Source organism: Bacteroides pyogenes, from assembly GCF_014196225.1.
GTDB lineage: Bacteria > Bacteroidota > Bacteroidia > Bacteroidales > Bacteroidaceae > Bacteroides > Bacteroides pyogenes_A.
This window is the reverse complement of sequence record NZ_JACIDI010000019.1, coordinates 12,700-24,540: the sequence shown is the minus strand read 5'-3', so window position 1 is coordinate 24,540 and position 11,841 is coordinate 12,700. Positions and strand designations below refer to the sequence as shown.

The window sequence follows — 11,841 nt, the reverse complement described above, 5'->3', positions numbered from 1 at the left end:
TTAGGATTACTAAATACGTTTTTGTTTCTTCTTCTTTTTCTTTTGGGGTGGTGGAACTTGTCGGTTGTCGGGTGGCGTATCGTCACCACCGGAAAACAGGCTGAACAGTCCCGCAATGGCTTTGTCTGTATTTGAAAAGTGTCCGGTCGGGTTAAATTCCGGTACGTGTTCCTGCGTTTCCTGTTTACTGTTTCCCGTCAAACTGCGGGAGCCAGTAAACAGGTCGTTGAACACATTGGCGGAAAAGTCTTTTCCCAACCGTGACCCGTTCAGGGCGGTACGGTTTTCATGGTCGATGAATGTTACACCGTATATCCTGCCCGTATCGTTCTGCCGGAACAGTACATCTATGCCTTTCCCTTTCAAGTTCGTAATAAACCGTTCCCGATTGCGGGCGGATTTCATCACTGCGCCGACCGTCCGGCGGGTACGCTCTTTCAGGTTCTTGTCCTGAATGTCCTTTGCGGATTTCTTGATGTGCCTTTGGATGGCTTCGTAACCTACCGACTTTCCCAAAGAGGAAGATTTGAACGGGTTTCCCTGTTTCTCCCCTTTGTCATTGGTTGCCGAATAGACAATGCCGTTATAGGGTTTTTCGTTCACTTCCCCTTTCACTTCCTCCGCTTGTACATTATATATAGATAGCAGGGCTTTGTACTCGGTAAAACTTTGAAAGCAGTAACTGCTCACAAGGGCTTTCACCGTATTGGATAACTGGTGCTTTACGTCCCCTGCCCGGTAATCCACCTTTTTAAGTTCGGGGCGTTCGGTTGCTTGTCTCTTCTCTGCCGGATGCAGACCATACTTCTGTTCCAGTTCACAGGTGATTTGTTTGCTGCGGATATGCTCGAACTTGTCATTTATCTTTTTGCCCATATCATCCACCCGGATGGAAACTATATGTATATGATGCCTTGCAATATCTTCGTGCTTGTACACCATATACGGCTGGTTGCCGTACCCCAACTTATCCATATACTCTTTAGCGATGTCCCCAAGCTGGCTATCGGAAAGTACATCGTCCGGATGCGGGTTCAGGGAGATATGGATAATCGGTTTTTCCGTTTTCAGGTCTGCGGGCAGGTGCATATCGAAACATTCCATACAACGCCGGATGCTGAAATTTCCATCCTCGCTCTCGAACATCCGGTTACTTAAAAGTACCTTTCCCTGTTCTTCGTCCACCTTGTTTTGGTTGTAGGAAAGCGCACCGAACAGGGAACTGCCTACGCTTATCTTTGCAACCATCTTGTTTCAAATTCACGGGTCAGTTCAATAATTTGGCGGTTCAGGTCGGCAAGTTCCATCGTTGCCTTTTCCAGTTTATAGAGAAATGCGAGTGCTTTCTTCTCTGAAAAATTGGTATTGAGAGCCTTTACCACCTGATTATAATTCACGGCGATACCCCTGTACTGGGAATATAAAGCGGTCAGCCGGATATAATATTCGACTGCCGCCTTGTCGATTTTTATCACCTTGAACGGTTCGCCGAAGATGCGGGCGGTGATAAAATGCGCTTTCGTGCGCATACCCGACTGGTCGAACAATGCCAAAAAGCGGGCGTGGTCTATCGCATTGAAGCTGATAGAGTACCTGAACACTGCCGGGTCTGCTTTGGGCTTTCGTCCTGCGCCACCCGGACGGGACGCATTTTCATTTTTCTGTTTCATGCTTCTTTTTTTAAAGGGTTACGACTTCGGAGTGACCCATGTCCCGGCTTCGTCCGGGCAAGGCGTTCAAAGCTGCTGAAAGAATTTCAAGCTGCTTAGAACACACCTTGCTATTTGCCAGTGCAAATAAAAATCCATCTACCGATGGATTGGGGTTAGCGGAGATTGGAACGCTCCCGGTTTCGGGGGCTTGGTTAGCCTGACCGATACCTTTCGGTTGCAAAGTAACGGGTATTAAAAATACTGTGAAATAGCAAGTTATAGGACAAGTGAAGACAAACGGGGACATTTGAGGACACCTTTCAAAAGGGGTTGTTTTTCTACGTTTATTTGTCCCGGATTTAAGAAAGAAAGCAATATGGATAGATGGAAATATGTAATGGAAAGCGGACGGAAAGAAAGCGGATTTGAAAACTTGAAAACAAGATTTCAAGATTGCAATCTTTCAGGAGAGCAAGAAAACAAACCGGATGGAATGATTGAAAGGAAACAGTCATTCAATCGGGAAAACAAACTGTCTGCAAGGAAAACAAGCTGTCTTTGCAGAAAGGAAACAATCTTTCCAGCTTTCGTGCTTTCAACATGGAACGAAAGAAAACCATCCGGCAATCTGTACGGACGTAATGAAATAAAGATGTATCACAATAATTCAAAATGACAATGAAGAAAGAAACCTTGTATGTAGCTTTCTCCACCCAAAAGGGCGGGGTCGGCAAAACAACGTTCACCGTCTTGGTGGCAAGTTACCTGTATTACCTGAAAGGGCATAACGTGGCGGTCGTGGATTGCGACTACCCGCAACATTCCATTTCCGCCATGCGCAAACGGGATGCCGAACAGGTGAACGGGGATGAGTATTACAAACAGCTTGCCTTTCACCAGTTCAAGACACTGGGAAAGAAAGCGTACCCGGTGCTTTGCAGTTCACCGGACGAAGCGATAAAAACGGCGGATGAATTTCTTGCGTCTGCCGGGTCGGATTATGATGTGGTCTTTTTCGACCTGCCCGGAACGGTGAACAGTGAGGGCGTTATCAACTCCCTTTCAGGGATGGATTATATTTTCACCCCCATAGCCGCCGACCGGGTGGTATTGGAAAGCAGCCTTTCCTTTGCGGTGGCTATCCATAAACTGCTGGTAAAGAATGAAGCGTGCCGGCTGAAAGGGCTGCACCTATTTTGGAACATGGTAGATGGACGGGAAAAAACAGACCTCTACACCCTGTATGAACAGACTATCGGGGAATTGGAACTACCCCTTATGAAAGTATTTATCCCGGACACGAAACGATTCAAAAAGGAACTGGACGCACAGCGTAAAACCGTGTTCCGTTCTACACTGTTCCCGGCGGACAAACGGCTGGTAAAGGGCAGCAACATGGAAGAACTGATAACCGAAATCGCATACCTTATAAAACTGTAACGATATGGCAAAGCAAAGCGGCGGGAAACCGCAAATTGACGAGGATTTTATGAAAGAGATTATTTCACAGGGCTTGCCCGTGAAGAAACAGGAAACGCCGTCGGCGGCAATGGAAACGGAAATAGAAACACCGGATAAACCGGATGATAAAACAGACAAGCAGGAAACGGCAAGGGAAGAAAAGACCGTGAAAGAACCTGCCCGCCGGAAAAAGAACGCTCCGGGCGATTACCGGGCAACCTATTTCATGCGGGTGGACTTGACCGACCGACAACCGTTATATGTCAGCCGTACCACACACGAAAAGCTGATGAAGATAGTAACCGTTATTGGCGGACGCAAGGCAACCGTCAGCAGCTATGTAGAAAATATCCTGCTCCGGCATTTCGACCAGTTTCAGGACGAGATAAACGAACTGTACGAAAGCAAATTTGAAAAGCCGTTCTGATATGTTGAAATGGTTTATTATCGGAACACTCCTGTATTATGCCATCTTTTTATGGCGATACCGGGATAGCTTGGGAACATGGTTTAGGGGTAGGAAAAAGCAGCCGGAACAACCGGAAAGCAAACCGACTGTGAAAACAGGAAACGGTGATTCTCTTGTAGGTGCAAGTCGTTACCGGATGGGACAAATGAGGACAAACGGGGACATCTTAGGACACCTTTCAAAAGGGGTTGATAATGCTTCTATATTTGTCCCGCAAAGCGATGAAGCAGAGGAAGAAACGGATGTTTCGCCGGACGAAATCGAAGCGGAAGAAATCGCCTGTTACATGGGGGACAGTGAGCCGGAAATGGCACAGGGTATCACGCTGGGGGAACTGGTGCAAATGGTACAAGTCATTCAGGTGGAACAAGCGACCGAAAGAGAGGAACGGCAAGCCGTTCAGACCATCTGCCGGACGGAAACAAACCTGTTTCATTCACTGGTGGAACAGATTAACGGGGGCAGGTCACGGGTGGCGGAACTTTTACAAAAGCATGAGATACCCGTACCCGTCACTGTTCCGGCTGCCGGAAATGATGAAATGGCAGCCTTTGACATGAACGATTTTCTTTAATGGTAAACTTTAAATAAGTAAGATGATGAAACAAAGAGATTACGGTTAAAAAGCAAACCTTTTAGAACATGGGGAACACTCCCCGCAACCACAAAAATTCAATTATTAATCACTCCGCCGGGCGGACTATCCAACCGTCCGGCAATTTAAAAATCAATGTATTTATAATGAAAAAGAAAGTTCTCTTTTCGGCAGCCGTTCTTTGGGCTGCATCCTCCGCTTTTGCACAGGGTAACGGCATGGCGGGTATTACAGAAGCTACCAACATGGTAACCAGTTATTTCGACCCGGCGACAAAATTAATTTACGCTATCGGTGCGGTTGTCGGATTGATTGGTGGCGTAAAAGTGTATGGAAAATTTTCTTCGGGCGACCCTGATACCAGTAAAACGGCGGCTTCGTGGTTCGGTGCGTGTATCTTCCTGATTGTCGCTGCCACCATCCTACGTTCATTCTTCCTCTAAAAGAACGGACTATGGCAGACTATCCGATTAACAGGGGAATAGGTAAGCCAGTTGAGTTTCGGGGGTTGAAAAGTCAATATCTTTTCATTTTTGCGGGCGGGCTGTTAGCCCTGTTCGTGCTTTTCATCATCATGTACATGGTGGGTATCAACCAGTGGGTGTGCATCATCTTCGGCGTTACTTCGGCAACGCTGCTTGTGTGGCTCACATTCCGGTTAAACGAAAAGTACGGGACGCACGGGTTAATGAAATTGTCCGCACGCAAAAGCCACCCTTTCCATATCATCAACCGAAAAACCATATCCCGATTATTCCATTTAAAACAAGCATCGAAATGAGAAATATATTAAAAGCTACCACGCTGGAAAACAAGTTTCCACTGTTCACGGTGGAAACGGGTGCATCGTTTCCAAAGATGCCGACATAACGGTGGCGTTCCGGGTTGAACTGCCCGAACTGTTCACCGTCACGGCAGCCGAATACGAAGCGATACATTCCGCTTGGAACAAGGCGGTAAAGGTGCTGCCCGATTACAGCATCGTACATAAACAGGACTGGTTCATCAAAGAGAACTATACGCCTGACATCCAAAAGGATGATTTGAGTTTCCTTTCCCGTTCCTTTGAACGGCATTTCAATGAACGACCGTTCTTAAACCATACCTGTTACCTGTTCCTGACGAAAACGACAAAGGAACGTAGCCGGATGCAGAGTAATTTTTCCACCCTCTGCCGGGGCTTCCTTGTCCCCAAAGAGATAAAGGACAAGGAAACGGTCACAAAGTTTCTTGAAGCGGTGGGGCAGTTTGAAAGTATTATGAACGATAGCGGTTTCATTACCCTTACCCGCCTGAACTCGGACGAGATAACCGGAACAAGGAAAACGGCGGGTATCGTGGAGAAATACTTTTCACTCTCACAGACCGACACCACCACACTGAAAGATATTCAACTGAATGCCGAAGATATGCGGATCGGTGACGATATTCTTTGTTTGCATACCCTTTCGGATGCGGAAGATATGCCGGGCAAGGTGGGAACAGATACCCGCTATGAAAAGCTATCCACCGATCGGAGCGACTGCCGTTTGTCATTCGCTTCCCCGGTGGGTGTGCTACTCTCCTGTAACCATATCTATAACCAGTATATCTTCATTGACGACCATACGGAGAATCTGAAACAGTTTGAAAAGATGGCTCGCAATATGCACTCCCTTTCCAAATACAGCCGTGCCAATCAGATTAACAAGTCTTGGATAGAGGAATATTTGAACGAAGCCCATTCGCAGGGGCTTATCTCCGTGCGATGCCATTGCAATATCATGGCGTGGAGTGATGACCGGGACGAACTCAAACACATTAAAAATGATGTGGGGTCACAGCTCGCACTTATGGAGTGCAAGCCACGCCATAACACCACCGACACGCCGACCCTGTTTTGGGCGGGCATACCCGGTAATCAGGCGGACTTTCCGGCGGAAGAAAGTTTCTATACATTCATCGAACAGGCTCTTTGCCTGTTCACCGAAGAAACGAACTACAAAAGTTCGCTTTCTCCCTTTGGTATCAAGATGGTGGATAGGGTCACGGGAAAGCCGTTGCACATTGATATTTCAGACTTACCCATGAAACGGGGTATCATTACCAATCGCAACAAGTTCATACTTGGGCCGAGTGGTAGCGGCAAGTCATTCTTTACCAACCACATGGTACGCCAGTATTATGAACAAAATGCACATGTGCTGTTGGTTGATACCGGAAACAGTTATTTAGGTTTGTGTGAAATGATAAACCGGAAAACGCACGGGGAAGATGGGATTTACTTTACCTATACCACTGAAAACCCGATAGCGTTCAATCCTTTCTATGTAGAGGATGGGGTATTTGACATTGAGAAGAAAGAGAGTATCAAAACGCTTATCCTGACCCTGTGGAAAAGGGACGATGAAGCACCCACACGGGCGGAAGAAGTGGCTTTGTCGAACGCTGTTAGCTCCTATATCGGACTGATTACCAAAGACAGTTCCGTTACTCCCTGCTTCAATACGTTCTACGAGTATGTGAGGAATGACTACCGGGCGCACCTGCAAGAAAAGAACGTCCGGGAAAAGGATTTCGATATAGACAACTTTCTGAATGTATTAGAACCTTACTATCGTGGCGGTGAATACGACTACCTGCTGAACTCCGACAAGGAACTTGATTTACTACATAAACGTTTCATTGTCTTTGAGTTGGATAATATCAAAGACCATAAAATCCTGTTCCCGATTACTACGATTATCATCATGGAAGTGTTCATTAATAAGATGCGTAAATTAAAGGGTATCAGGAAATTAATATTAATTGAAGAAGCATGGAAAGCGATTGCATCAGCGAATATGGCGGATTACATAAAATACCTTTACAAAACGGTTAGAAAGTATTTCGGCGAAGCGATTGTTGTTACCCAAGAGGTCGAAGATATTATTTCCTCACCCATTGTAAAAGAGAGTATTATAAACAATTCGGATTGTAAAATCCTGCTCGACCAACGGAAGTACCTTAATAAATTCGATAGCATACAGAACCTTTTGGGACTGACCGACAAGGAACGTTCACAGGTGCTTTCCATCAACCTTGCCAACCATCCCAACCGGAAATATAAGGAAGTTTGGATAGGCTTAGGCGGTACACAATCCGCCGTATATGCCACAGAAGTGAGTTTGGAAGAATATTACACGTTCACAACGGAAGAAACGGAAAAGATGGAACTTTTCACCTTGTCTGAAAAGTTGGGCGGCAACCTCGAACTGGCTATCAAACGGCTTGCCGAAAGCAAGCGCAATCCCGAAAAATAATCAATTAACAATTTAAAAATCAATCAGTATGAAACATTTAAAATTCTTGTTTCCGGTGCTGCTATGCACCTTGTTACTGGGGCTCTCCTCCTGTAAGGAAACGAACGCCGACCGTCTTAGGGCAATGCGTGGCGACTGGGAAAGCATAAAGAACCGTCCGGCGTTTACCCTTTTTGAAGAAAACGGGCAATACAGGGTAACAACCTATCGAAAGACCTACCGGGGAACTATCCAAACGGAAACCTATCAGATTTCAGAACAGGACGGAAACCTGTTCATCGAAACGGGGCTTTCCGTCTTGCTGACCTACGACAAAGAGAACGACCGGATTCTTCTTTCACCCGGTGGAGAATACAAACGGAGTAAACAACCAATAAAGAAATAAGCGTATGAGAACAAAGATTATAATGCTGCTCGTAGTATGCAGCCTGTTTACCGGAAAGGTAAGCGCACAGTGGGTGGTGAGTGACCCCGGCAATTTGGCGCAAGGGATTATCAATGCGTCAAAGAATATCGTGCAGACATCATCCACCGCACAGAATATGATAAAGAATTTTCAGGAAACGGTAAAGATTTACCAACAAGGTAAGGAATACTATGACAGGCTTAAATCAGTGCATAACCTTGTCAAAGATGCCCGGAAAGTACAAAAGTCCATCCTGCTTATCGGGGAGATTTCAGATATATATGTGAACAGTTTTCAGAAGATGCTTTCGGATGAAAACTATACACCGGACGAACTTTCGGCGATTGCCTACGGCTATACCCAACTGTTGCAGGAAAGTTCCGATGTGCTGGAAGAAATGAAAAGCGTGGTGAACATCAACGGGCTTTCCATGTCGGACAAGGAACGGATGGACGTAATCGACCGGACGTATAACGCCATCAGGAACTATCGGGACTTGGTGAGTTATTATACCCGCAAGAATATTTCCGTTTCCTACCTGCGGGCGAAAAAGAAAAAGGACACCGACCGGGTAATGGCTTTGTACGGCTCGGCGGATGAACGTTACTGGTAACTTCTAAAAATAAGTAGTATGTTATTAGCTATCGAATTTGATAACCTGCATCAAATTTTACGAAGTCTGTACACAGACATGATGCCGTTATGCGGGAACATGGCGGGGGTAGCCAAAGGAATAGCGGGACTGGGAGCTTTGTTCTATGTGGCTGCCAAAGTATGGCAGTCGCTCGCCAGTGCCGAACCGATAGACGTTTACCCGCTTTTGCGTCCTTTTGTGATTGGCTTCTGTATTATGTTCTTCCCCACATTCGTACTGGGTACGATTAACAGCGTGATGTCACCCGTAGTCAAGGGGTGTAACAATATGCTCGAAACGCAGACTTTCGATATGAACGCTTACCGGGCGCAAAAGGACAAGCTGGAATATGAAGCGATGGTACGCAACCCGGAAACGGCTTACCTTGTTTCGGATGAAGCGTTTGACAAGCAGATAGACGAACTGGGGTGGTCTGCCAAAGATATTGCCACAATGGGCGGTATGTACATGGATAGGGCAGCCCACAATATCAAGCAGTCCGTCCGGAACTGGTTCAGGGAATTATTGGAACTGCTCTTTCAATCGGCAGCCCTTGTGATAGACACTATCCGAACCTTTTTCCTTATCGTACTGGCGATATTGGGTCCGATAGCCTTTGCCATCAGCGTGTACGATGGCTTTCAGGCGACACTGACCCAATGGATAACAAGGTACATTTCCGTTTACCTGTGGCTGCCCGTTTCAGACCTGTTCAGTTCCATTCTTGCCCGAATACAGGTGCTTATGCTCCAAAAGGATATTCAGGAACTATCAGACCCCAATTTCATACCGGACGGAAGTAACAGTGTGTACATAATTTTTATGATAATCGGTATCATCGGTTACTTCACTATTCCCACCGTTTCAAACTGGATTATTCAGGCGGGCGGAATGGGTAACATGAGCCGGAACATAAACAGTGCGGCTAATAAAACGGGTAGCGGTGTCGGGGCGGTTGCCGGGGCAGCAACCGGAAACGCTGGCGGCAGAGTTGGCGGTAAACTAATCAAAAGTAATCAATAATTAAAAATCAAGATGGAATTTAAAAGTTTAAAGAACATTGAAACCAGTTTCAGACAGATACGTCTTTTCGGTATTGTATTTGTCGTGATGTGTACCCTGATAACAGGTTATGCCGTTTGGAACTCCTATACGTTTGCAGAAGCGCAACGGCAAAAGATTTATATACTGGACGGCGGCAAATCGTTGATGCTTGCGCTTTCGCAAGACCTGACACAAAACCGTCCGGTCGAAGCGAGGGAACACGTGAAGCGTTTCCACGAACTCTTTTTCACACTCTCACCGGATAAGAACGCTATCGAAAGTAATATCAAACGGTCGCTGTTCCTCGCCGATAAGAGCGCATTCAATTATTACCGTGACCTCTCGGAAAAGGGATATTACAATCGTATAATCTCCGGTAACATCAGCCAGACCATACGGATAGACAGTGTTTCTTGCAACTTCGATGTGTACCCGTATGCGGTGGCTACCTATGCCCGCCAAATGATTATCCGTGAAAGTAGTGTAACTGAAAGAAGCCTTGTTACCCGTTGCCGGTTGCTGAACGCCGTAAGGAGTGACAACAACCCGCACGGCTTTATCATGGAAAGTTTCGAGATAACGGAGAATAAGGATTTGAACACCATAAAGCGGTAAGCCATGATACGGAAAATTCTCTCTCCGGTTAATCAGGTAATTACCTGTATACAAGATTGGGCGGATGAAAAACTCCGCCACCTGTGCGGGCGCATGACACCGGAAATAAGGTTGGCGGTAATACTGCTTATGTTCCTGTTCTTCAGCGGGCTATCCATCTACTTTACGGTATCATCCATTTACCGGATAGGCAAAGAGGATGGCGAAACCATACGAATAGAGCACATCAGGCAGTTGCAGCTACAAAGTAAAGACAGTACGAACATTTTTAATCAGTCAGACAATGAAAGAAAAAGAAGTGAAGAATGAAGTTCCCGCACCGGAAACGGCAACGGGAAAAGAACCTGAAAAACAGGGAAAGGAAAAAAAGGAACTGACCCCGCAGCAGATACAGCAACGAAAGAAGATGTTGGTTTACCCGCTTATGGGACTGGTTTTCTTAGGGTCTATGTACCTGATTTTTGCACCGTCCGATAAAGACGAAGCAAAGGTGGAAAGCGTGGGCGGATTTAACGCCGATATTCCGCAGCCCAAAGGGGACGGGATAATCAGCGATAAAAAGACCGCCTACGAACAGGAACAAATAGAGAACAAACAGGCGGACAAGATGCGCTCCTTACAGGATTTTGCCTTTTCGCTCGGAGAGGAAAACGGGGAAGATTTGACCCTGATAGATGATGCTCCGGCGGAAAAGCCGAAAAACGCCGTGATTGACTTCGGGGCGGGTGCGTCGAACAATAGCCGTTCCTCTATCCAATCTTCGGCGGTGGCTTACCGGGACATGAACCGTCAGTTAGGCAGTTTCTACGAAACACCGAAAGAGGACAAGGAGAAAGAGGAACTTAAACGGCAGGTGGAAGAACTGACTGCCCGGCTCGATGCGAAAGAAAACGGTGCGGGCAGCATGGATGAACAGGTGGCTCTTATGGAAAAGTCCTACGAACTGGCGGCAAAATACACGAACGGACAGAACGGGCAAAGTTCACAGCCGGGACAGATTGCACAGGTTTCGCCATCCGCACCCGTTCAGGGAAGTGGAAACGCCACACCTGTAAAATCGGTATCGGACAGGACGGTTTCAGGATTGCAGCAGCCTATGAGCAATGTCGAATTTATCGCCGAATACAGCAAGCCACGCAATTACGGGTTTAATACGGCGGTCGGCAGTAGCTATTCGATGGGAAAGAACACTATCCGGGCGTGTGTGCATAACGACCAAACACTTATGGACGGGCAGACCGTCAAGCTCCGGCTGTTAGAACCACTGCAAGCGGGAAACGTCATTGTCCCGAAAAACAGCCTTGTATCGGGAAGTGCCAAAGTTCAGGGGGAACGGCTCGACATACTGGTGTCCTCGCTTGAATATGCGGGTAACATTATTCCGGTGGAACTTGCCGTTTATGACAGTGACGGGCAAAAGGGGCTTTCCGTTCCCTCGTCACTGGAACAGGAAGCAGCCAAAGAAGCGATGGCGAACATTGGTGCTGGGCTGGGAACAAGCATTTCTTTTGCGCAAAGTGCCGGGCAGCAGGTCGCAATGGATATTACAAGGGGCTTGATGCAGGGCGGGTCGCAATACCTCGCCAAGAAATTCAGAACGGTAAAAATACACCTGAAAGCAAACTATCAGGTGATGCTTTACGCCAAACAGCAATAATCAATTTATCAATTATCAACCATAAAA

14 protein-coding genes and 1 pseudogene are annotated in these 11,841 nt (G+C 46.7%); 13 read left to right on the top strand and 2 right to left on the bottom strand.

Going from position 1 to position 11,841, the window contains the following annotated elements; translation table 11 throughout:
* Window positions 1-9 precede the first annotated feature (9 nt).
* Both mobB and mobA read right to left on the bottom strand, forming a co-directional pair.
* On the bottom strand, window positions 10-1,248 hold the full coding sequence (gene mobB / locus GGR07_RS11550) for a conjugal transfer protein MobB (protein ID WP_021645693.1): 1,239 nt from the start codon (window positions 1,246-1,248) through the stop codon (window positions 10-12).
* The gene (gene mobA / locus GGR07_RS11545) at window positions 1,233-1,670 is read right to left on the bottom strand and encodes a conjugal transfer protein MobA (protein WP_021645694.1); all 438 of its coding nucleotides are present in this window, start codon (window positions 1,668-1,670) and stop codon (window positions 1,233-1,235) included. The genes mobB and mobA overlap by 16 nt, the downstream gene beginning before the upstream one ends.
* A 358-nt stretch (window positions 1,671-2,028) precedes the next feature.
* On the opposite strand from mobA, the gene GGR07_RS13940 reads away from it, so the two are divergent.
* The 13 genes and pseudogenes from GGR07_RS13940 to traM all read left to right on the top strand — a co-directional run bounded on the left by GGR07_RS13940 (window position 2,029) and on the right by traM (window position 11,814).
* Window positions 2,029-2,328, top strand: a complete 300-nt coding sequence (locus GGR07_RS13940) for a hypothetical protein (RefSeq protein WP_021645696.1) — start codon at window positions 2,029-2,031, stop codon at window positions 2,326-2,328.
* Window positions 2,329-2,330: 2 nt separating this feature from the next.
* Window positions 2,331-3,092: a ParA family protein gene (locus GGR07_RS11540; RefSeq protein ID WP_034543463.1), complete on the top strand. Its 762-nt coding sequence runs from the start codon at window positions 2,331-2,333 to the stop codon at window positions 3,090-3,092.
* Window positions 3,093-3,096: 4 nt separating this feature from the next.
* Window positions 3,097-3,540: a DUF3408 domain-containing protein gene (locus GGR07_RS11535; protein WP_021645698.1), complete on the top strand. Its 444-nt coding sequence runs from the start codon at window positions 3,097-3,099 to the stop codon at window positions 3,538-3,540.
* A 1-nt stretch (window position 3,541) separates the two neighbouring features.
* Window positions 3,542-4,156, top strand: coding sequence for a hypothetical protein (locus GGR07_RS11530; protein WP_021645699.1), 615 nt, complete (start codon window positions 3,542-3,544; stop codon window positions 4,154-4,156).
* Window positions 4,157-4,323: 167 nt separating this feature from the next.
* Window positions 4,324-4,620, top strand: coding sequence for a DUF4134 domain-containing protein (locus tag GGR07_RS11525; RefSeq protein ID WP_034543464.1), 297 nt, complete (start codon window positions 4,324-4,326; stop codon window positions 4,618-4,620).
* Between the two features lie 11 nt (window positions 4,621-4,631).
* Window positions 4,632-4,958 carry a DUF4133 domain-containing protein gene (locus GGR07_RS11520; RefSeq protein ID WP_021645701.1) on the top strand — a complete coding sequence of 109 codons (327 nt, stop codon included), beginning with the start codon at window positions 4,632-4,634 and terminating at the stop codon, window positions 4,956-4,958.
* Window positions 4,955-7,458: pseudogene (locus GGR07_RS11515) on the top strand (TraG family conjugative transposon ATPase). The gene GGR07_RS11520 and the pseudogene GGR07_RS11515 overlap by 4 nt, the downstream one beginning before the upstream one ends.
* A 28-nt stretch (window positions 7,459-7,486) precedes the next feature.
* Complete coding sequence (locus tag GGR07_RS11510) at window positions 7,487-7,843, top strand: DUF3876 domain-containing protein (RefSeq protein ID WP_021645703.1); 357 nt, start codon at window positions 7,487-7,489, stop codon at window positions 7,841-7,843.
* Window positions 7,844-7,847: 4 nt separating this feature from the next.
* Window positions 7,848-8,477 carry a DUF4141 domain-containing protein gene (locus GGR07_RS11505; RefSeq protein ID WP_021645704.1) on the top strand — a complete coding sequence of 210 codons (630 nt, stop codon included), beginning with the start codon at window positions 7,848-7,850 and terminating at the stop codon, window positions 8,475-8,477.
* An 18-nt stretch (window positions 8,478-8,495) separates the two neighbouring features.
* Entirely contained in the window at window positions 8,496-9,521 is a 1,026-nt protein-coding gene (gene traJ, locus GGR07_RS11500; RefSeq protein ID WP_021645705.1) for a conjugative transposon protein TraJ, read from the top strand.
* 12 nt (window positions 9,522-9,533) lie between these two features.
* Window positions 9,534-10,157, top strand: coding sequence for a conjugative transposon protein TraK (gene traK / locus GGR07_RS11495; protein ID WP_021645706.1), 624 nt, complete (start codon window positions 9,534-9,536; stop codon window positions 10,155-10,157).
* A 3-nt stretch (window positions 10,158-10,160) separates the two neighbouring features.
* On the top strand, window positions 10,161-10,466 hold the full coding sequence (locus GGR07_RS11490) for a TraL conjugative transposon family protein (protein WP_021645707.1): 306 nt from the start codon (window positions 10,161-10,163) through the stop codon (window positions 10,464-10,466).
* On the top strand, window positions 10,441-11,814 hold the full coding sequence (gene traM / locus GGR07_RS11485; protein ID WP_034543453.1) for a conjugative transposon protein TraM: 1,374 nt from the start codon (window positions 10,441-10,443) through the stop codon (window positions 11,812-11,814). The genes GGR07_RS11490 and traM overlap by 26 nt, the downstream gene beginning before the upstream one ends.
* Window positions 11,815-11,841: the final 27 nt, after the last annotated feature.